We start from the raw sequence: 20,399 nt of genomic DNA, 5'->3' as shown, positions 1-20,399 counted from the left end.
TGTAAAAATTTATCATTTAAAATTGAAATTTTAATTATATAATATAAAAATTATTTTACAAGGGTAGATCATGAAAGAATTAAATGAAGAAGAAAAAAAAGTAATTTTAAATAAAGGAACAGAAGCTCCTTTTAGTGGGAAATATAATGATTTTTATGAAAAAGGAATCTATCAATGCAAGCAATGTGGAGCTTCGCTTTATAAATCCGAAGATAAATTTAAATCAGGTTGTGGATGGCCTAGCTTTGATGATGAAATAAAAGGGGCTGTTAAAAGAATTCCTGATAAAGATGGGATTAGAACCGAGATTGTATGTGCAAATTGCAATGGACATTTAGGTCATGTTTTTGAAGGAGAAGGATTTTCTGCTAAAAATGTAAGACATTGTGTAAATTCTATTTCTTTGGAATTTGTAAAAACTAAGGATTGATAGTGTTTTCTAGTATGGGTTCTGAGCTTTATTTGATGTTTTTTGCTGCAATTACTTTACTTGCTATATTAAATCCTTTTGGTAATTTAACTCAATTTTTGGCTATGAGTGATGGATTGCCTTTAATGCTTCGAAAAAAACTTTTTAGAACTATTCTCTATACAGCTTTTACTATAGTTTTGGTGTTTTTATTATCAGGACCTTTATTTATGAACTATATTTTTAGAGTTTCATTGGATGATTTAAGGGTTTCTGGTGGTTTGGTTCTTATTATAATGGCTATTAAAAATTTACTTTTTTCAACAAAAATTGCAACTAAGGATTTTAGTTCTTATCAAGATATGGATGATAAGGAAATTTTAAGACAGAGTTTAATACCTATGGCATTTCCTATGCTTGTTGGGCCTGGAACTTTAGCTAGCGTTATTGTTATAGCCGAAGATGGTGGGCTTGATGTTGCTCTTGGCGGAGTAATGATAGCTTTTATTTTTATGTTTATACTTTTTCATTTTGCAGCTACTATAGAAAAAATAGTTGGAAAATTGATTTTACATGTTTTTTCTCGTATAGCACAAGTATTTATTGTTGCTATGGGGTTTAAGATGATTATTGTAGGTTTAAAGGATATATTTAACTTATAAATTAATATAATTTTAAGTAAATAATACTATATAAATATGATATAATTTTAAAATAATTTATTATTAAAAAGGTGAGTTTTATGTTTGGTGCTAAGAAAAATAATACTAAAATAATTGAACAACTTGAAAAAAAATGTAATGGTTTAGGAGATATTTTAAGATCTATTGGGAATACCATGGCGGTAATTGAATTTACTACCGATGGCGTTATTTTAGAGGCAAATCAAAATTTTTTAACAACTATGAAATACTCCCTTTCAGAGATCAAGGGTAAGCATCATAGTATGTTTTGTTTGCCTGAAGTTGTTAATTCTTCAGCATATAGTGATTTTTGGAAAGATTTAAGAGATGGAAAAGCTAGAAGTGGTCTTTTTAGACGTATAGCTAAGGGAGGGATAGATGTTTATTTAGAAGCAAATTATCTTCCAATTAGTGATAATAATGGTCATGTTTATAAAATTATTAAATTTGCCAATGATATAACTCAAAGACATTATGAAATGCTTGATCTTAGAAATACTATTGCTGCTGCTAATCGTTCTATGGCTATTATTGAATTTAAACCTGATGGGACTATTATTACGGCTAATGAAAATTTTTTAAGAACTATGGATTTTAATATTGATGAGATTAAAGGAAAGCATCATAGCATGTTCTGTGATTCTAATTATAGACACTCTAAGGACTATGTTCAATTTTGGGAAGATTTAAGAGAGGGCAAATTTCAATCAGGTAAATATATAAGATACGGAAGAAATAATAAAAAAGTATACCTTGAAGCAAGTTATAATCCGGTTAAAAATGATGATGGAAAAATTTACAAGGTTATTAAATTTGCTACAGATATAAGCGAACAAGTTAAAAAAGATCAAGAAAAACTTTGCCTCATAAGCGAACTTGCAGAAAAAAATGATAATCTTACTCAAGATGGAGATCGTGTAATTGAAAACACTGTTTCAAATGTTCAGAATATTGCTGATATGATGTCTCAAAGTTCAAATCTTGTTTCCTCATTAAATCAACAATCAGATGAAATTAAATCTATTATTCAGACTATTAGTGATATCGCTGATCAAACTAATCTGCTTGCTTTAAATGCTGCTATTGAGGCAGCACGTGCTGGTGAACATGGTAGAGGCTTTGCTGTTGTTGCTGATGAAGTAAGAAATTTAGCTGAAAGAACAGGGCATTCGGTTAATGAAATTACCACTACGATTAATTCTATTCGTAATGTTACATCACAAGTGGTTGAGAGTATTAAAAGCGGTTTAGAGGATGTTAATCAGAGTGTTGAACTTGCAAAAGAAGCAAGAGAGTGTATGGAGAAAATTCGTGAAAGCTCTGCTGAAGTTGCTAAAGCGATGTCATAAGCGTGATTTTCACGCTTATTTTTAAGTAATTAAATCTTTAAAATTTTTAAAACCACTTTCTTGATTGCATTTTTCTTTTAAAATATTTAAAAATTCTTTCCTAGAAATATTATGAGCACCCATAAATTCTAAATGTTGGTTATAAACTTGACAATCTATGATAAAATCATAAGGTTTTAATAAATCACAAAGTTTAATCATGGCAACTTTAGATGCATTTTTTTTAATGCTTACCATACTTTCACCAAAGAAAACCTTGCCTAAAATTAAACCATAAATTCCACCTATAAGTTCATTATTTTCATAAAGTTCAAGGCTATGCGCATAGCCTTGGGTAAATAACTTATAATAAGTGGTAATAAATTCATCATTTATCCAGCTTTGAGAGCGTGTATCGCGACATAATGTAATTAATTTTAAAAAATCATAATCAAGTTTAATTTGATAGAGATTAATAAATTTTTTCATATTTTTTTGGATGTGAATTTGATTTGGAATTAAAATGCATCTAGGATCTGGACACCACCAAGTTACAGGTTTACTTGTCCATGGGAATAGACCAAAAGTATAAGCTTTTACAATAAAATCAGCTTCTAAATTTTGACTTAAAAATACAGGAGCATTTTTAGGTGCATTGAGTAATTTAGAATATAAATTCGAGCTTTCCATTTTTACCAAGTTTGATTTTAGCTATACCGCCTTTTTTAAGCTTTCCGAATAAAATTTCATCACTGATTTTTTCTCCTATTTCCTCAGAAATTATGCGTTTTAAAAGCCTTACTCCAAATTCTTTATTATAGGCTTTTTTAGCTAAATAAATTTTGGCTTTATCATCCACTGATAATTTTATATTATTTAAATTTTTAGAAATTTCATCAAGTTCTTTTTCGATAATTTTAACAAGTATAGCATCGTTTAAATCATTAAAATGTAAAATTTTATCAATGCGATTAATAAATTCTGGAGCAAAAAAATCTTTGATAGCACGATTACTTTTTTCTTCATTTTTACTTAAAAAACCAAGCTCATTGCTTTCTTTAAGTCCTAGATTAGATGTCATAATAATGATTGTATTTTTAAAATCTACTTTAAGACCGCTATTGTCGGTGAGTTCAGCATTGTCAAAAATCTGTAAAAAGGTATTGCTTAAATCAGGATGAGCCTTTTCTATTTCATCAAAAAGAACAAGACTGAAAGGATTTTTGCGAATAGCATTACTTAAAAGTCCACCCTCTTCAAAACCTATATATCCAGCTGGAGATCCTATTAGTTTACTTATAGTATGTTTTTCTGCATATTCACTCATATCAAAGCGTTCTAAATTTAAACCTAAAAATTCAGCTAAAGCTTTGCAAAGTTCTGTTTTTCCAACTCCACTTGATCCAGTAAACAAAAACACTCCGCGTGGTGTATTGGAATTTTTAAACCCCGCGAAACTTTGCTTAAGTGATGAAACAAGGCTATCTATAACTTCATCTTGGCCAAAAATTTTTGCTTTTAAATTTGTTTTTAAATTCATTAAAGCTTTATTTTGATCGAATTCAAATATTTTGTGATGGTGAGTCATTTTTGCTAAAACATTTTCTAAATCTTTTAAATTGGCATTTTTTTTAGCTTTTGGATTTAAAGCAAAAGAAGCGCCAAGTTCATCGATCAGATCTATAGCACAATCAGGTAAAAATTTATCATTAAAAAATTTTTTACCCCAAATTACAGCATATTGAAGAATTTCATCGTTTAATTTTATATGATGAAATTCTTCATATTTGTTTTTTAATCCTTTAAGAATTTGCAAGCTTTCTTCTTGGCTTGGTTCATCTACATTTATTTTAGCAAAACGGCGACTTAGGGGTTTATTTTTATCAAAAGTATTTTTATATTCCATAAAAGTTGTTGCACCTATGCATTTTAAAGTTCCATTACTTAGAGCTGGTTTTAAAAGATTGGAAAAATCAGTATGAGATTCTCCTGTGCTTCCAGCTCCTACTATAGTGTGAATTTCATCAATAAATAAAATAGCATTGGGTATTTTCTCAAGTTCATTTAAAATTTCTTTAATTCTTTTCTCAAAATCTCCACGGTATTTTGTTCCCGCAAGTATACTAGCCATATCAAGACTAAAAATTTTTGCATTTTGTAAGTTTTTAGGCACCTTTTTTTCCGCAATAGCTAATGCTAATCCTTCTACAATGGCCGTTTTGCCAACTCCTGCCTCTCCTACTAAAATAGGATTATTTTTCTTGCGACGTGAAAGAATTTGCATCATTCTTTCAAGTTCAAATTTTCTTCCTATTAAAGGATCAATCTTGCCATTTTGAGCCAAAAGTGTTAAATCACTTGTGTGGTTGTTTAAATTTTGTATATTTTCATGATTTTGAAGTTCTTGAATTTTGTTAAGATTTATGTTGTGTTTTTTTAAGAGATAGCTAGAATAACTTCTTGAATCCTGTATGAGCTTTTCTAAAAAATCTATAATTTTAATTTCATTATTTTTATTTTTAGATGAAAGTAAGATTTCATCTAAAACAACAGATATTGTAGGTTCTATTTCTTGTTTAATAACTTGATTGTTTTGAGAAATGTAATTTTTTAATTCAGTTTCTAGAAGTTCAAGATCTCCATCTGAAAATTCTTCAAATATATCCTTAAAATCAGTGCTTAGTTTTAGTAATGCAAACAGTACATGCTCACAGGTAACAAATTCATGGTGATTTATTAAGCTTAGATTTTTGGCATTATCAAGATATTTTTGTAAATTTTCTTGGTATTTCATTCTTCTTCCACCTTTGCTTGTAGTGGAAAATTAGCAAGTTTAGCCGCATCCATAACTTTTTTTTGTTTTGAAAGAGCTATTTCCTGGGTGTAAATGCCACAAATTCCAGAACCATTGTGATGAATTTCTAACATTGTTTGACTTGCTTTCTCAAGGTTTTGATGAAAAATATTCATCAAAATTTCTATAACAAAATCCATGGTTGTTACATCATCATTTAAGAGTATAACTTTATACATTTTTGGTTCACTAAGTTTTGTTTGCTCTAGAGTTTGGGTTTTTGGCATTATTTTCCTTTGTAGATTTTATTTAAATCTTCTTGCATGAGTTCTGTTGGAATTTTACCAAGATAAAAATTTGTTGGAGTATTATTATTCCAGTAATCGCTTATTTTTTGATAAATTCCATTTTTTAAAACAACTTTAAAAGGAAGTTGCTCCATATTTTGATAGTCTATATCTTTTAAAATTTGAGCAATAATACGATCATTAGAGCTGTCATTGCTTAGAAAATAGTAAGCACCATAATCATCCGCGAATTTTTTAACTGTTTCATCGCTAACATCTTCAAAATGTGTAAGTCCTATAATGATAAATTTGCTAGAATTATTTTTCCAAAGTTTGCTAAGATCTAAAGCTTCTTCTTTACATGGGGTGCAAAAAGTGCCAAAAAAATCAAACATTAGAACTTTTCCTTCCTCTCCTTCCACCACAAAACCTTTATCTGTTCTTATTAAAGTTTTGCTTCCACCATTTACACTATTTAAGACTATTTTATCTCCTTTGTGATACTCTTCAAACATAAAATCATTTTGAATTTCTTCTTCCTTGGAGCAAGCATTAAGAAAAAATGCTAAACTTATTAAAAATAGGGCTGAAATTTTTTTCATTTATTTTCCTTTATTTGTAATTTTTCATAGCAGCTTTAGCTTCTAAATCGGCTTGCTTTTTCTTTAAAGTTTCACGCTTGTCGTGCAAATTTTTCCCTTTAGCTAAAGCAAGGGTAGCTTTTACTTTATTTTTTGTGTTAAAATAAAGATCTAATGCAACGATAGTATATCCTTCTATACTTACTTTACCTAATAATTTATCAATTTGCTTTCTATGCATTAAAAGCTTTCTAGCGCCTCTTTCTTCGTGTTTATAGAAAGAGTGTGTAGTATGAAGTAATGAAATATGAGAATTAAGTAAAAAAATCTCATTTTTTATAATGCGAACAAAAGAGTCTTTAAGATTTGCTCTTCCTGCCCTTAAGGCTACAACTTCACTTCCTTTAAGGACAATTCCGGCTTCAAAGCGTTCTATGATGCTATAATCAAATAAAGCTTTTTTATTTCTCGCAATAATTTTCATCGATCAACCTTAAAAACACTACTACCGCTACCGCTTAGAAAAAAATCTTCTTGTAAGTAAGACTTCATTTTAGGATATAAAGTTGCACAAGGAGTAAATAAATCATTTAATTCTTTGTTTTTAAAATTTTGTAACAACTCTTTTGTGCTGAGTTTTTTGTATATTTGCGCTTGATTATTGTTTTTTTGAAAGTCAAATATTCCTCTATCAAATTCATCATAAACAGCTTTAGTTTGGCAAGATATTTGTGGAAAAGTCCATTTTAAATTAGGTATGTCATCTTCAAATTCTTCTATAATTTCGCCACAGCTACTTACATTAGCAGAGTGAAAGCCACTTAAAAAAAAGGCAATATCACTTCCTAGTTGTATGCTTAAATTTATAAGTTCTTGTAGGTTTAATTTTAAATTTAGGGTTTCATTTATTAGTAGTAAAAAACTCGCACAATCGCTACTTCCACCACCAAGCCCAGCACATACTGGGATATTTTTTGTGAGTTTTAGACTTTTTTTGCTAAATAATTCTTTTAATTCGTTATTATATCTTCTAGAAAGTAGCAAATAAGCCTTTTGAATAATATTATTTTCGCATTTAAAATTACTAATGATTTCAAATTCTTTTTTAGAATCTGATTCTTTGTCAACAAGCTCAAGCTCATCAAAAACATCTTTTAAAAGTATAAATCGTGATTCTAAAAGATGATATTTTCTTGAGTCAAAACCGGTAAGTTTTAAAAAAATATTTGCTTTAGCGTAAGCTTTCATTTGATTAGTTTTTTGCTTAAGTCATCAAGTTTAATATCATTCTGAACAACAGAATGCAAATTTTCATCCTTTACTTGTTGAACAAGTTCTTTTCTAAGTATCATAAGGGATTTTGGAGCTTCTATACCTATTTTGGCATATCCTTTCCCTGTTTGAACGACTTTGATTTCTATACCTTCTCCGATAATTATACTTTCATTTTCTTTTCTTGATAATATTAACATTTTTCAACCTTATTTAGAAGATATTTTACTGTATTTTCTTTAATATTAATTATGCTAAAATATTTTTCTGTTTCAATATAATAATCTCCTTCATCATGAAATTCTAATTCTTCGACAAAAATTTTAGCACCATTTTCGAGTTTATTTAAATCCTTGATAAAATTTGGCTTTAGGTTAATGTATTTTAACACATTTAAGCTTTTCTCATTATTATAAACAAATTTGCCTTCTTTAATGCGCTCTAAAGAGCTTAAAGTCGCATTAATACCTAGTTTTCTAGCAAAAAGTTCACAATAAGATCTTATGTAAGCACCTTCACTGACTGTGATTTCAATATTTAAAAAAGGATGATTATAGCTTAAGATCTTACAATCAAATACTTCCATTTGACAAGGTTTTAAATTTGCTTCTATACCTTTTTTTGCAAGTTCATAGGCGCGAGTTCCATTGATTCTTTTGGCGCTAAATTGAGGTGGTGTATAGGAGATAATTCCTTGCATTTGATCAATGATTTGTTTTAAATTTGCAAGATCAAATTCTTTTATATTTTGAATTTCTTTTATATTTTGATCATCAAGACTTAAGGAGTAAACTCCAAGCCATAAAGTAGCTTTATAGGTTTTTGGGGTTTTTTTTAAAAAACGGAAAAGTTTTGTGTATTGTCCAAATGCAACGATTAAAACCCCTTTGGCGAAAGGATCAAGAGTGCCAGAATATCCTGCTTTTTTATTTTTATATTTTTTCTTTAAAGTACTTAAAAAGGCATTAGAACTCAAACCCTTTGGTTTAAAGGCTGCAAAGATCTTGTTCATACTGCTTTTTCCACAAAGCTTGCCATGATTACACGCATTATACCACCAAAATTAATATTAAGCTTTTCCTCTTTTCCGCTTTTATTAACTTCAACAACCCTGCCAATGCCAAAAATTTTATGTTTAACTAGATCTCCTTTGCAAAAACTAGTTTTTTGTATATTTTGATTTTTTGATTTTTCATTGATTAATTTACTTTCTTCTAAGAAGCGACTAGGATTGATATTTGCTCTTGAACCATGATAAAAACGAGAATTTGCAACACTTATTGTGAGAAATTTCTTGGCGCGAGTGATGGCAACATAAGCAAGACGGCGTTCTTCTTCGAGATTTTCTTCGCTATTTAAAGGAAAAAATCCTTCATCAAAGCCTATTATAAAAACATAATCAAATTCCAAACCTTTGCTAGCATGAATACTCATCAAGCAAACACATTCTTCATCTAAATTATCTTGATCACTTAATAAAGAAATTTCACTAAGTAGATCTTCTAAAGAAGCTTCGGGATCTTCTTTGAGTTTTTCTCTTAGATTAGCATAAAACTCATCAAGATTTCTGATTCTTTCATCTCCATCATCTTGCTCTGAAAAATAATCTTTGATTTTAAATAATTCTTCTATATTGTCAAAAACCTTTTTTGCATTATCGTAGCTTTTTAGAGTGTGAATATTTTGTATAAAAATATTTGCTTCATTTTGTGCTTTTTTTGTTGTTAAAATTCCTACACCACCATCGCTTTCGCATAGGGCATCAAAAAGTGAAATTTGACGTTTTTTTGCATATTCTTCTAAATTTTTTAGGGCTTTTTCTCCTATGGATCTTTTGGGGCGATTAATAATACGTTTAAACGACAAATCATCGCTTGGATTTAAGATAAGTCTAAGATACGAGATTAAATCTTTTATTTCTAATCTCTCATAAAAACGCATACCACTAAGTAGTTTATAAGAAATTTGTTTCTTCATAAATGCTTCTTCTATTGCTCTTGATAGTGCATTAACTCGAAATAAAATGGCGATCTCTTTAGCTTCTACTCCAGAATTTAGCAATTTTTTCACTTCTTGAGCGATATATAAACCTTCATCTTTTTCGTTTTCGTTTTTTAATATTTTAATATTTTCCCCAGTATCTTTAGTGCAGATTAAAGTTTTTCCAAGTCGTTGCTCATTGTGAGATATGAGATTATTTGCTGCTTGTAAAATAGTCCCTACTGAACGATAGTTTTGTTCAAGTTTTGCAAGTTTAACATTTTTAAAATCATTTTGAAAATTTAAAATATTTTCAATTTTTGCTCCACGCCAACTATAAATACTTTGATCATCATCACCAACAACTGTGATATTTTCATGCATACAACATAGATTTTTTAGAATTTTATATTGCAAGGTATTAGTATCTTGATACTCATCAACTGTAATGTAATTATAAAGTAAGCTTTGTTCTTTGGCAAAATTTATATCATTTTCTAAAATGAGATTGCTTAGCAATAAAAGATCATCAAAATCTACAAAATTTTGTTTTAATAAGTATTCTTCATAAGCACGGTAATAGTTGGCAAATTTGTATTCATTTTGATATTTTTCAAAATTATGTTCTTTTAGTAAATTTAAATCTTCAAAGACATTGCTTACTCTTTTGCCTTCATTTTTGCAATAAGATATGTATTGGATAATATCATAGACATTATCTTTGTTTTTATCATGGATTAAGTCTTTAATTATTTTTTTTGTATCATCTGTATCGATAACAATAAAACTATTTTTACGCTCCAATCTTTCAAAATGGAGTTTTAAAAATAAAAGTCCAAATTTATGAAAGGTGCAAAGCAAAGGATTGTGATTGCCTTGTAGAAAATTTAATGCTCTATGACGCATAACACTAGCTGCTTTATTTGTAAAAGTAAGAGTAAGAGTGTTATGTGAGGGGATGCCTACTTCACCGATAAGATAAGCAAGACGAGTGGTGATAGTTTTGGTTTTTCCACTACCTGCGCCTGCTAGGATAAGCATGGCTCCATCAATGTGGCTTACCGCTTGTTTTTGACTATCATTTAAATCTTCAAATAGATTCATTTTTTGAAAATATCTTTATTTTTTGGATTATTTAAAAATATATTTTTCGATTTTTGTAAATTTTTGCTATCTTCGCGTTTATAAAGGCTAAAATTAACAAATAAAATGCTATTTTCTATTTGAATTTGCGTGATAGCTCCTAAATCAACCTTTACAAAACTATCAAAATCATCATTGCCAAAACCTGCGTGAAATTGAATGAAATCTTTATTTAGTTGTATGGATTCAAAGGTGTATCCTCCAAGAGCAAAAAGAGCATAAGGATTTTGTTTAACATCAAGCTCTTTGGGAAGTTCAGGATTAAAATCTATGAAATTTGTATTTGCAACTATTGAAAATTCTATATTTTCTTCTATAAGATGTGAAATAATCTCATGGCAATGCTTTTGCATGGTATGGATAAAATTTTCATTTTTTAAAATTTTTTCTAGCATGATTGTAACTCCATAAATTCATTGATGAGTTTTTGAATTTCTTTTATGCCTATTTCCCAAAAATTTTCATCTTCTATATCAAAGCCAAACATTCCTACTAGTTCTTTTGGACTCACACTTCCGCCTAAAGAAAGCATTTTGATATAAAGTTCTTTAAAATTTTCACATTTTTTACTTTTGTAAAGTCCATAAAGAGCTAAAACTAAAAGTTGTGCATAAGCATAAGCATAGCAGTAGAAAGGAGAATGGATAAAATGAGGAATATAACTCCACCAAGAAGCATAATTTTTTGTAAGTTTTACGCTGTCTTGAAACATCTTTTGAGATTCTTCCATCCAAATTTTATTGATTTCTTCGGTGCTAAGTTCATTTTCTTGAGCATGTAAGCGTCTTTCAAAACAAGTAAAATTAATCTGTCTATAAAAAGTTGCAAAAATATCTTCGATTTTATTTGCATATAAAGATAAGAGTTCTTCTTTTTTTAACTTATCTTTAATAAAATCAAATACGAGCATTTCGGCAAAAACTGAAGCTGTTTCTGCGGTGGTTAAAGGCGTGTTTTGATTTAAATAGCTTACATTATAAGAAAGTTTTTGATGGATAGTGTGTCCTAATTCATGTGCAAGTGTAAAAAGATCGCGTCTTTTATTGGTGTAGTTTAATAAAACAAAAGGATGTGCATCAGAAGTTGCAGAATGCGAAAAAGCACCCCCTTGTTTATTTTCTTGCGGATAAACATCAATCCAACCTTGATCAAAAGCATTTTTTGCTATATCATAAAATTGAGGAGAAAAAGCTTGAAATGCCTCTAAAACAATATTTTTACTTGTTTTAAAATCAAAACTTGCTTCTTTTCCTATGGGTGCATATCTGTCATAGTCTTTAAGCTCATCATAGCCTAAAATTTGTTTTTTTCTTTTGTAAAATTGCGATACTAAGTTAAAATGTTTTTGCGCACTTGCTATCAAAGAATCAACGCTTTTTTGTGAAATTTGATTGCTGATATGTCTTGAAATTTCAGTATTTTCATAACCTCTTAATAAGCTTATGTTTTTTCTTTCTGTTTTTATCATATTGATAATAAAACTTAAAAGTCTGCTATTTTTTTGCAAAACTTTACTGAATTTTTTAGCAGCTTTTTTGCGTATTTTTCTATCTTCATCATACATTTTGCTTAGAACTTCTTCTTCGCTAAGTTTTTTACCTTCAAAAGGGATTTTTAAAGCGCTCATACTTTCATCAAAAAGTCTACTAAAAGCATTTGCACCTGTATTGGAAAGATAGAGCATAATGCGTTCTTCGTTTTTGCTAAGATTATAGCGTTTGTTTTGCAATAAATTAGAAAGATAAAAATCATAATCTTTGCAAAAAGTTGTAAATTTTTGACTTTTCTCAGGAGCTAACTCGCAAAATTCAAGCTCGAAAAAGAGTAAATTTTCTTCTATTTTTTTGCATTCTTCTTCGTATTGTGCGTAAAAAGAACCATTTTGAGTGTTTTTAGCAAAAAGCAAATAAGTATAAGTCATGATTTTGCCAAGAGCTTGATTTAAAATTTCATAATCTTTTAAAGCTTGTAAAAACTCATTAGCATTTAATGTATAAAGTTTATTTTCATAGTTTTTTTTGAAATTTAAACTTTGTTGGATTTGATCTTGTGTAAAATTTTGCAACGCTTCTTTATCGTGAAATAAAGCACTTAAATCCCATTCTAACATTTTTTATCCTTCATTTTCTAATATGAGTTTTTTAAGAACAGCCATTCTAATGGCCACTCCATTTTTAACTTGTTTTAAAACTAAAGTCCTTTCATCGCTCATCATTTCATCGCTTATGTCAATATTGCGATTTACAGGGCCTGGATGTAGTAAAATAAGCTTTTTATCTTTTGCTAAGCTTTTTTGAATGCAAAAATCATTTGCATAGTCTTTAAGTGAAGCATAAACGGTTTTATTATGTCTTTCTGTTTGTGTTCTAAGACTCATGATAATATCTGAATTTGCTATGATATTCTCATCAAGCTTATAATGTTTTTTAAGATGGGTATTAGGCATAAAATGTGGTGGAGCTACTAGGGTAATATCAAGATTAAATCTACTTAAAAGCTCTATATTGGACGCTGCTACACGAGAGTTTTTAATATCACCTACGATGCAAATTTTCTTACCTTCAACATTACCTTGAAAATGATTATAAATCGTAAACAAATCGAGTAAAGCTTGGGTAGGATGGGCGTGTTTTCCATCTCCTCCATTAACAACTGGACAATGCATATGCTTTGCTAATATCAAAGGAACTCCTGAGTTTGCGTGTCTTACAACAATAGCATTAGGACTCATGGCATCTAAATTAGCAGCAGTATCATAAAGAGTTTCTCCTTTGCTAGAGCTTGATCTTGAAACATCAAGGCGTAAAACCCTAGCACCTAATCTTCTTGCAGCGCTTTCAAAAGATGAAAGGGTGCGTGTAGAGTTTTCAAAAAAAATTGTCGTGATGCTTTTTCCTTCAAGAAAAGTCCTAGGTTTTTCATCTAAGAAATCACTTGCTTCTTTAAAAAGCTCCATAATTTCGACTTTATTAAAATCCTTTGTAGTGATGAGATGACGCATGTTTTTACCTTATTTGATATTGTAATTTAATTCATTTTTAGAACAAATTGCTGTAAAAAGAACATCTGTAGAACTATTTAAAGCAGTTTCAACACTATCTTGAATAACCCCTATAATAAAACCTATGGCAACTACCTTCATAGCAATATCATAGTCTATATTAAATAAAGAACAAGCCAAAGGTATAAGCAGTAAAGATCCGCCCGCAACTCCGCTAGCCCCACAAGCTGCAAAGGTGGCAATAATGCTTAATAAAAAGGCTTGTAAAAGACTGATTTCTATACCAACGGTATTGGCTGCAGTAAGACTTAAAATAGCTATAGTAACTGCTGCTCCTGCCATGTTGATAGTAGCTCCTAAAGGTATAGAAATGCCATAAAATTCTTTATCTATGCCAAGTTTAGCGCAAAGTGCCATATTTACAGGAATATTTGCCGCTGAACTTCTTGTAAAAAAGGCAAAAAATGCACTGTGCCTTAAGCAGATAAAAATTAAAGGAAAAGGATTTTTTCTTGTATAAAAAAAGACTATTAAGGCATTGATAACAAAAGTAACAAAAAGCATAGTAGCTACAAGTAAAATTAAAAGTTTTACATAACTTAGCAAACCTTGTGCTCCTGTTTGTGCTACAGAATTAGCCACAAGTCCAAAAATTCCAAAAGGGGCAAGTTTTACTACAAATTTAACGATTTTTAAAACCCCTTCATTGATATCTATAAAAACTTGTTTTGCTTCGTTAGAACAGTGTTTTAATGCTATACCTCCAGCTATTGCCCAAGTTAAAATTCCTAAATAATTTCCGCTTGAAAGAGCATTTATGGGATTATCGACAATTTTAAATAAAAGATCTTTGAAAATATCACTCATGTGGGTTGGAGATGAGTTTGTAGCAGTTTGAACTCCATCTAAAACAAGCTTTACAGGGAAGAAAAAATTAGCAAGAACTGCACAAGCTGAAGCAAAAAAGGTGCCTACTATATATAAAATGATAATATTTTTGATCTTAGCACCACTTTGAGAAAAATCTTTAGTGCAAATTGAGGTTAAAATTAAAATAAAAACAAGCATAGGAGCGATAGCTTTTAAGGCACTTGTAAAAAGTATTCCAAGTAAATTTGCAATTTCAGATATTTCTTTAGAGCTAATGCCTATAAGTATTCCTAGTGCTATACCTATGCAAATTTGAACTATGAGGTTGCCTTTAGCGTAGCTTTGAATGATTTTAGAAAACATAAAAACCTTTTAAATATTTTTTATATCAAAAGTTGATTTTAACTAACTTTTGCTTAATTTTAGAGAATTTTTAATTTATCAAGCTTTGATAAGTTTATTTGGATACAATTGTGGTTCATTTTAAATGAAAGGACTTTTTATGTATCTATTCACTTCAGAAGTCGTAAGTGCAGGTCATCCAGACAAGTGCGCTGATATAATCGCTGATACGATAGTGGATATACTCTTGAAAAATGACAAAAATTCAAGGGTGGCGAGTGAGGTTTTTGTCGCAGGAAATAAGGTTGTGATAGGAGGCGAAGTTAAGTCAAATCACAAACTTAGTAAAGCTGATTACGATAATTTAGTTAAAGATGTTTTAAAAAACATTGGTTATGACGGAGCAGGCCATTTTAGCAAAGAGCAGTGTTTACATCCTGATGAGGTTGATGTTATGGTGTTTTTAAATGAACAAAGTCCTGATATCAACCAAGGTGTCGATCAAGAAGATGGCGAAACAGGAGCAGGTGATCAAGGCATTATGTTTGGTTTTGCAAGTTGCGAAGCTGAGGAATATATGCCAGCAGCTATTAGTTATGCAAGAATGCTATGTGATAGAGTTTATGCTTATGCAAAAGCAAATCCACATGAACTTGGAGTGGATATTAAAACTCAAGTGACTATAGATTATGGCACTAAGGCGAATTTTGAAAATTGCAAACCGCAAAGTATTCATACTATAGTAGTTTCTGCACCTTGTGTTGAAAGTATGAAAATAGAAGATTTAAGATCTTTAGTGATGAAACTTATCTTAGATAGTAATTTACCAAAAGAACTTTTTGATCCTAATAAGACTAGAATTTTAATCAATCCAACTGGTAAATATGTTAATCATTCTTCTTTACATGATAGTGGTTTAACAGGAAGAAAACTTATAGTAGATAGTTTTGGAGGTTATTCTCCAATAGGTGGTGGTGCGCAATCGAGCAAAGATTATACTAAAGTTGATAGAAGTGGACTTTATGCAGGTAGATGGTTAGCTAAAAACATAGTTGCAGCAGGGCTTGCTAAAAAATGTATAGTTCAACTTAGTTATGCTATAGGTGTTGCAAAACCTACTTCGGTAAGCGTGGATTGTATGGGCACAAATACCAGTGTAAATGACGATGTTTTAAGTGATTTTGTAATGCAAAATTTCTCTTTAACGCCAAATTGGATCCGTGATAAATTTCATCTGGATAAACCAAGTAAAGAAACTTTTCTTTATGCGGATGTAGCAGCTCGTGGGCAAGTAGGACAAAAGGACTATCCTTGGGAAAAACTTGATGCTCTAGAACAGTTTAAAAAGCTACTTTAAAAAATTAACAATATTATACAAGCTTAAACAAGGCTTGTATAATTATAAAGAATTAATAAAGTTATATTAATTTTTGACTTAGAGGGATATTTTTCAATATCCCTCATAAATATAAAAGTTAGGAAGGAAGCTAAATTAATTTAGCTTTGGGGTAAAAACCCCTCTAAGTCAAAATATTGTTTGACAGAATTATAATATAAAATAACTTAAATTACTTTAAAATTAAAATTTTAATATTATTTTTTATCATTAAATATTTCTTTGGATAAATTTTTCCAATCTTTGCTTAAAAGCTTTTTAGGGAGTATAACTATATTCTCTTTGCCATTTGTAGCATGATAAACACTAACCCCATATTTACTTGCATAAAATTTCATTAAGAGTTGCTGGAGTTTGTATTCGCTACTATTATTAAACCAAGCATTGTTGCTTAGGGCTATAATAATTTGTGAATTTTGATAGTTTTGTTCTTTGGTAGCTTCATAACAAATTGCATTTGTGATAATTTGATTATCTAATTTATATTTGCTTTGTATAGGACCTTTGGAAAATTCTTCAATATTTTTGAGAAAATATTTTTTTGTTAAGTCTTTAAAAAATGGAATTTCTTCACCAAAGGGAACTAAAAAATGCTTATTTAAAATATAGACATTGCCTTTTTTAAAGATATAAGTGCTATTGTAAGTATGTTCTTTTTCAACATGAAATGCTCCTGTAATAATGGTGATTTTATAAGATAATTCTTTAAGCATGAGCTCATATTTGGTATTTTTTAAATCAAAAGCAAAAGCGGTTTCAGGCAAGATTACAAGTTCTTTTTTTTCATTTATAGCTTGAAGTATATCTTGAATTAAGATATCAGAATTTGATTTTAAATTTTCTTGTAAAAATTTTTGATTTTGAGAGATATTAGTATTGATGAGTTTGTAGTTTAAATTAAGAGTTTGAGCTTGTTTTTCATTATATTGAAATCCACTAAAGAATAAAATAAGAACAATCGCTATTTTATAATATCTTGATATATAACCCTCATAGATGAAATATGCTATTAAAAATATGCAAATAATACCACGATAACTTGGGTCAAAAAAACCATAAACTGTAAAAATTCCCCAATTAAGCCAATCAAATCCTAAAGGATGGATAAAACTTATGCAAAAAATTCCACAAAGCCTTAAAAAATCAAATTTTAATAAATAACATAATCTAAAAAGTAGTCCATAAATAAAACCAATGATAATTGGTATAATTGGTACTAAATAGTTTAGATTAAAATAAATTGAAGATAAACCAATCCACCAAAACCAAAGAATCCCTACAAAAAAACCTATCCAAAAATATTGTTTAGAATTTTTACTTTTTAGAAGTAAAACTAACCCCCAAATAGCTAAAAATGGGCTAATGGTTTGTGTAAAAATATTTTCAAAAAATGATAGATAAATAGAATTTGAAAGTAAAATTGCAATAAAAAAGACTTTTATTATTTTAAAAATGATAGAATTAGTGTTTAATTTTTTTGGAATAAAGGAAAAATATGGCAGAAAATTCAATTTTAACTTCATTGTTACCTCTTGTAGTGTTATTTGCAATTTTTTATTTCTTGGTAATTAGACCACAACAAAAACAAGCAAAAGCACATAAACAAATGCTTGAGTCTTTGCAAAAAGGAGATAAAATCATCACTAATGGCGGACTTATTTGTGAAGTCGTAAAACCAGAGGAGGATTTTATCAAAGTTAAGCTTAATGAAGACAATGTTACTGCAAAAATTTCAAGAGAATTTATAGCAAAGAAAATTGATGCGTAATTCTAAAATCAATTATCGCTTGATTATTTTTATGGCGGTATTTATTTTTGGAGTGGCTTTTTCACTCCCTTCTTTTTTGCAGTCAGAACGTGGTGCGAAGATTAATTTAGGGCTTGATTTGCAAGGTGGGCTTTATATGCTCTTAGGTGTAGATAATGAAGAAGCTGTAAAATCTAAAATAAAATCAATTGCATCTTCATTGAGTTATTCTTTTAATAAAGAAAATATTTTAAATGATGGCTTAAATATCCATGATGATATTTTAGAATTTACTTTGCTTGATAATGCAGATATTGCAAAAGTCGAAAATTTGCTTAAAGAAATAAAAGGAATTAATATACAAAGTGAAAATATGCACTATAAAATTTCTTTTACCTCAGAAGAAGTAAAAAATATAGAAAATTTTGCACTTTTGCAAGCAGTTGAAACCATAAGAAATAGGCTTGATCAATTTGGTTTAGCAGAGCCAACAGTTGCTAAACAAGGTGATGATAAGATTTTGGTTGAACTTGCAGGGATTAAAACCAAAGAAGATGAACTAAGAGCAAAAGAACGCATCACAAAAGCAGCACATTTGCAACTTATGGAAGTTGATGATTCTAAAATGGGTCAAGCTTCTACAATGAGCGATGCTGAGGCTGCGAGTTATGGACTGATTTTAGTGCCTGATTCTAGAAATCCAAATTTAAAATATACCTTAAAAAGTATACCTATTTTAGATGGATCTATGCTTACTGATGCTAGAGTAGGGATTAGTGATAAGAGTAATTATCCTGTGATTAATTTTACTTTAAATGCCGAGGGTTCTAAAAAATTTGCTGATTATACAGGAGCAAATGTTGGAAAGCGTCTTGCTATTGTACTTGATAATAAAGTATATTCTGCTCCATCTATCAATGAACGCATAGGTGGAGGTAGTGGGCAAATCAGTGGAGCTTTTACTCAAGAAGAAGCACGCGATGTGGCGGTAGCTTTAAGAAGTGGAGCTTTGCTTGCGCCTGTAAAATTACTTGAACAAAGAAGCATAGGACCATCTTTAGGTGCTGATAGTATTAAAATGAGTATGATAGCCTTAATCGGTGCATCGGTTTTTATTGTAGTATTTATGATGATGTATTACGGTGTGGCAGGAATTTTTGCAAATATTGCAATGCTAGTTAATGTTTTGGTAGTAGTTGCCGTTATGGCTATGTTTGGAGCAACTTTAACTTTACCAGGGATGGCAGGACTTGTTTTAACTGTGGGTATGGCAGTAGATGCAAATGTGATTATCAATGAGCGCATACGAGAACTCTTGCGAGATGGAGTAAATATAAGAGCTAGCATAGAACAAGGTTATAAAAATGCTATGAGTGCGATTATAGATTCAAATATCACTTCTTTGGTTACTTCGGTAGCACTTTATGCTTATGGAACAGGAGCAGTTAAAGGTTTTGCTGTGACTTTGGGAATTGGTATCGTTGTTTCTATGATTACAGCTATTTTGGGAACTCATGGAATGTTTGATTATTTTATGCAACGCATAGAAAAAAGTAATAATACAAGATTTTGGTTTGGCTATAGGAGAAGATAATGCAGTTTTTTAGCGAAAAGAAAATTTATGATTTTATGAGAATGCGTTTTGCTGCTATTTCTCTTTCTTTTATTTTGTTTTTTGGTTCTATTTATTTGCTTTGGGATAGGGGTTTGCAATATGGCATTGATTTTAGCGGAGGAACTTTAGTTCAGCTTAAATATGAAAATGCAGCTCCTATAACACAAATTCGAGAAATTTTAGAAAAACAAGGAACTTTTCAAAATTTATCTGTAACTGAATTTGGAAGTAATGAAGAAGTAACCATACGCTTTTTAGGAAGTAATGATAATGTAAGCAATGATATAGGCGAGCATATAAGCACTCTTTTAAAGGATACGGGAAAATTTGAAGTGCGTCGTGCTGATGTGGTAGGTCCAAAAGTAGGTGATGAACTTAGAAATAAAGGACTTATGGCTATAGCTGTATCTTTGATAGCAATTTTAATTTATATAGCGTTGCGTTTTGAGTGGCGTTTTGCTCTTGCGGCTATAATCAGTGAAATTCATGATGTTGTGATTACTTTAGGGGCAATTTCTTTATTTAAAATTGATGTCAATCTAGATACTTTGGCTGCTGTTTTAACTGTGCTTGGGTACTCTTTGAATGATACAATTATTATTTTTGATAGAATCAGAGAAGGCATTAAAACAAGTAAAAAAACCGAACTTGCACCTATTATCAATGAAAGTGTTTCAGCAACTTTATCAAGAACGGTTTTAACTTCAGGGTTGACTTTAGCAACCGTTGTGATACTTTATTTCTTTGGCGGGGAAATGATACAAGGATTTTCTTTGGCTTTAATTGTAGGTATTATAGCGGGAACTTTAAGCTCTATCTTTGTTGCAAGTCCGACATTATTATGGTTTAAATTTAGTGTGCTTGAGTTTAGAAATAAAGAAATTGAAAAAGCAAAAAGAAAACAAGATAAAGAACGCAATCGTGCAATGTATGAAAAAGGAACAGTGTAAG

General features: G+C 29.9%; 21 protein-coding genes. 7 read left to right on the top strand and 14 right to left on the bottom strand.

The genetic code is table 11. The features are described 5' to 3' along the window. Positions 1–70: 70 nt before the first annotated feature. The 3 genes from AJ882_RS03890 (at position 71) to cetZ (ending at position 2,441) form a co-directional block, all read left to right on the top strand. Entirely contained in the window at positions 71–430 is a 360-nt protein-coding gene (locus tag AJ882_RS03890; RefSeq protein WP_002826104.1) for a methionine-R-sulfoxide reductase, read from the top strand. A 14-nt stretch (positions 431–444) separates the two neighbouring features. After that, a complete protein-coding gene (locus AJ882_RS03885) occupies positions 445–1,071 on the top strand; it encodes a MarC family protein (RefSeq protein WP_002860212.1) in 627 nt (208 codons plus the stop codon). Between the two features lie 80 nt (positions 1,072–1,151). Further along, positions 1,152–2,441, top strand: a complete 1,290-nt coding sequence (gene cetZ / locus AJ882_RS03880; protein WP_002858314.1) for an energy taxis response protein CetZ — start codon at positions 1,152–1,154, stop codon at positions 2,439–2,441. A 21-nt stretch (positions 2,442–2,462) separates the two neighbouring features. Here the strand turns inward: cetZ and aat are convergent, their stop codons facing one another. Genes aat through sstT form a run of 13 tightly spaced genes read right to left on the bottom strand, consistent with a single transcriptional unit; the run spans position 2,463 to position 14,711 of the window. Further along, positions 2,463–3,110: a leucyl/phenylalanyl-tRNA--protein transferase gene (aat, locus tag AJ882_RS03875; RefSeq protein ID WP_002867202.1), complete on the bottom strand. Its 648-nt coding sequence runs from the start codon at positions 3,108–3,110 to the stop codon at positions 2,463–2,465. Beyond that, positions 3,085–5,214 carry an ATP-dependent Clp protease ATP-binding subunit ClpA gene (gene clpA / locus AJ882_RS03870; protein WP_002867201.1) on the bottom strand — a complete coding sequence of 710 codons (2,130 nt, stop codon included), beginning with the start codon at positions 5,212–5,214 and terminating at the stop codon, positions 3,085–3,087. The genes aat and clpA overlap by 26 nt, the downstream gene beginning before the upstream one ends. Next, positions 5,211–5,501 (bottom strand): ATP-dependent Clp protease adaptor ClpS, encoded by a 291-nt coding sequence (locus AJ882_RS03865; RefSeq protein WP_002852892.1) that lies wholly within the window; start codon positions 5,499–5,501, stop codon positions 5,211–5,213. Before AJ882_RS03865 ends, clpA begins: the two co-directional genes overlap by 4 nt. Continuing rightward, positions 5,501–6,103 (bottom strand): TlpA disulfide reductase family protein, encoded by a 603-nt coding sequence (locus AJ882_RS03860; protein ID WP_002867200.1) that lies wholly within the window; start codon positions 6,101–6,103, stop codon positions 5,501–5,503. The genes AJ882_RS03865 and AJ882_RS03860 overlap by 1 nt, the downstream gene beginning before the upstream one ends. A gap of 10 nt (positions 6,104–6,113) precedes the next feature. Beyond that, on the bottom strand, positions 6,114–6,566 hold the full coding sequence (gene smpB / locus AJ882_RS03855; RefSeq protein WP_002860207.1) for an SsrA-binding protein SmpB: 453 nt from the start codon (positions 6,564–6,566) through the stop codon (positions 6,114–6,116). Further along, positions 6,563–7,330: a 4-(cytidine 5'-diphospho)-2-C-methyl-D-erythritol kinase gene (locus AJ882_RS03850; protein ID WP_002859130.1), complete on the bottom strand. Its 768-nt coding sequence runs from the start codon at positions 7,328–7,330 to the stop codon at positions 6,563–6,565. Before AJ882_RS03850 ends, smpB begins: the two co-directional genes overlap by 4 nt. Next, the gene (gene csrA, locus AJ882_RS03845; RefSeq protein ID WP_002852854.1) at positions 7,327–7,554 is read right to left on the bottom strand and encodes a carbon storage regulator CsrA; all 228 of its coding nucleotides are present in this window, start codon (positions 7,552–7,554) and stop codon (positions 7,327–7,329) included. Before csrA ends, AJ882_RS03850 begins: the two co-directional genes overlap by 4 nt. Next, positions 7,548–8,366 carry a tRNA pseudouridine(55) synthase TruB gene (gene truB / locus AJ882_RS03840; protein WP_002852653.1) on the bottom strand — a complete coding sequence of 273 codons (819 nt, stop codon included), beginning with the start codon at positions 8,364–8,366 and terminating at the stop codon, positions 7,548–7,550. The genes csrA and truB overlap by 7 nt, the downstream gene beginning before the upstream one ends. Then, positions 8,363–10,438 carry an ATP-dependent helicase gene (locus AJ882_RS03835; protein WP_002867199.1) on the bottom strand — a complete coding sequence of 692 codons (2,076 nt, stop codon included), beginning with the start codon at positions 10,436–10,438 and terminating at the stop codon, positions 8,363–8,365. The genes truB and AJ882_RS03835 overlap by 4 nt, the downstream gene beginning before the upstream one ends. Then, positions 10,435–10,872 (bottom strand): hypothetical protein, encoded by a 438-nt coding sequence (locus AJ882_RS03830; RefSeq protein WP_002867198.1) that lies wholly within the window; start codon positions 10,870–10,872, stop codon positions 10,435–10,437. The genes AJ882_RS03835 and AJ882_RS03830 overlap by 4 nt, the downstream gene beginning before the upstream one ends. Continuing rightward, positions 10,866–12,587, bottom strand: a complete 1,722-nt coding sequence (locus AJ882_RS03825) for a M3 family oligoendopeptidase (protein WP_002867197.1) — start codon at positions 12,585–12,587, stop codon at positions 10,866–10,868. The genes AJ882_RS03830 and AJ882_RS03825 overlap by 7 nt, the downstream gene beginning before the upstream one ends. Positions 12,588–12,590: 3 nt before the next feature. Next, positions 12,591–13,478, bottom strand: a complete 888-nt coding sequence (locus AJ882_RS03820) for an aspartate carbamoyltransferase catalytic subunit (RefSeq protein WP_002867196.1) — start codon at positions 13,476–13,478, stop codon at positions 12,591–12,593. Positions 13,479–13,487: 9 nt separating this feature from the next. Beyond that, a complete protein-coding gene (gene sstT, locus AJ882_RS03815; RefSeq protein ID WP_002858067.1) occupies positions 13,488–14,711 on the bottom strand; it encodes a serine/threonine transporter SstT in 1,224 nt (407 codons plus the stop codon). Positions 14,712–14,850: 139 nt separating this feature from the next. Here sstT and metK point away from each other — a divergent pair, with 139 nt between their 5' ends. Continuing rightward, positions 14,851–16,047, top strand: a complete 1,197-nt coding sequence (gene metK, locus AJ882_RS03810; RefSeq protein WP_002852836.1) for a methionine adenosyltransferase — start codon at positions 14,851–14,853, stop codon at positions 16,045–16,047. A gap of 236 nt (positions 16,048–16,283) precedes the next feature. Here metK and AJ882_RS03805 read toward each other — a convergent pair whose 3' ends face one another. Further along, on the bottom strand, positions 16,284–17,609 hold the full coding sequence (locus AJ882_RS03805) for an apolipoprotein N-acyltransferase (protein WP_002853913.1): 1,326 nt from the start codon (positions 17,607–17,609) through the stop codon (positions 16,284–16,286). Here AJ882_RS03805 and yajC point away from each other — a divergent pair. From yajC to secF, 3 genes are read left to right on the top strand one after another with little or no spacing between them, the layout of a single operon-like run. Next, positions 17,582–17,854, top strand: coding sequence for a preprotein translocase subunit YajC (gene yajC, locus AJ882_RS03800; RefSeq protein WP_002786346.1), 273 nt, complete (start codon positions 17,582–17,584; stop codon positions 17,852–17,854). The two genes, AJ882_RS03805 and yajC, sit on opposite strands and share 28 nt — an antisense overlap. Continuing rightward, positions 17,847–19,427, top strand: coding sequence for a protein translocase subunit SecD (secD, locus tag AJ882_RS03795; protein ID WP_011049882.1), 1,581 nt, complete (start codon positions 17,847–17,849; stop codon positions 19,425–19,427). The genes yajC and secD overlap by 8 nt, the downstream gene beginning before the upstream one ends. Then, the gene (gene secF / locus AJ882_RS03790; RefSeq protein ID WP_002853635.1) at positions 19,427–20,398 is read left to right on the top strand and encodes a protein translocase subunit SecF; all 972 of its coding nucleotides are present in this window, start codon (positions 19,427–19,429) and stop codon (positions 20,396–20,398) included. Before secD ends, secF begins: the two co-directional genes overlap by 1 nt. The last annotated feature ends 1 nt before the right edge of the window (position 20,399 follow it).

Origin of the sequence: Campylobacter sp. BCW_6461 (assembly GCF_001762735.1) — a bacterium.
Taxonomy (GTDB): Bacteria; Campylobacterota; Campylobacteria; order Campylobacterales; family Campylobacteraceae; genus Campylobacter_D; species Campylobacter_D jejuni.
Note: the sequence above shows the minus strand (reverse complement) of the source record. Positions and strands in the feature narration are given on the sequence as shown.